Source organism: Mycobacterium sp. (genome assembly GCF_008709575.1).
Classification (GTDB): Bacteria; Actinomycetota; Actinomycetes; order Mycobacteriales; family Mycobacteriaceae; genus Mycobacterium.
This window is the reverse complement of the sequence record NZ_VYIK01000456.1, coordinates 1-617: the sequence shown is the minus strand read 5'-3', so window position 1 is coordinate 617 and position 617 is coordinate 1. Positions and strand designations below refer to the sequence as shown.

Sequence of the window (617 nt, the reverse complement as noted above, 5' to 3'; positions counted from 1 at the left end):
GTCACCCCTACCTGCCCTCACCAGCTTGTGGTCACCGTTATTTTCGTGTCAGGCTGGCGTAGGTGTGGCGCAGGTCATGGATCGTCAGCGGCGCCAGATCGGTTTCCTTGAGGGCTTTGTTCCAGTGCGTGTGCCGGCGCCAGTTGTTGGACCTCAGCATTGTTCCGTTGGGTGAGGTGACGGCGGGCTCGTTGGGGGCACGGCCGCTGATGCGCCGTTTGAAGATGTCGACGACGACCTGGGGGAGCGGGACGGTTCTGATGCCGGCGCGGGTTTTCGGAGGGCCGATCACGATGCGACCTTCGACCTCGGGTGCGGCCCGCCGCACGTAGAGTCGGCGGGCATCGAGGTCGATGTCCTTGACGCGCAGGCCGACGAGTTCCGACCAGCGCAGGCCGGTGTAGGCGAGGATGGTCACGACATCGCCCTGATCACCGCACGCGGTGGCGAGGGCGTGAACTTCCTGGGCGGTCAGGTAGCGGTGCCGTTCCCGCTCGGGAATACGGCCTGCTGAGACGCCGGCGGCGGGGTTGCGGTGGGCACCTCGGTGGGCACGGCGGTGTTGGTGGGTGCTCGCGGCGGCGGCGTCTCGGTGGTCACTGTCTCCGGCGGCAGTG

Annotated in this window: 1 protein-coding gene; it reads right to left on the bottom strand. The window is 67.4% G+C overall.

The features are described 5' to 3' along the window. Positions 1 to 37: 37 nt before the first annotated feature. Positions 38 to 617 (bottom strand): site-specific integrase (locus F6Q13_RS19565; RefSeq protein WP_293060034.1); only part of this gene is annotated, 580 nt, incomplete at its 5' end.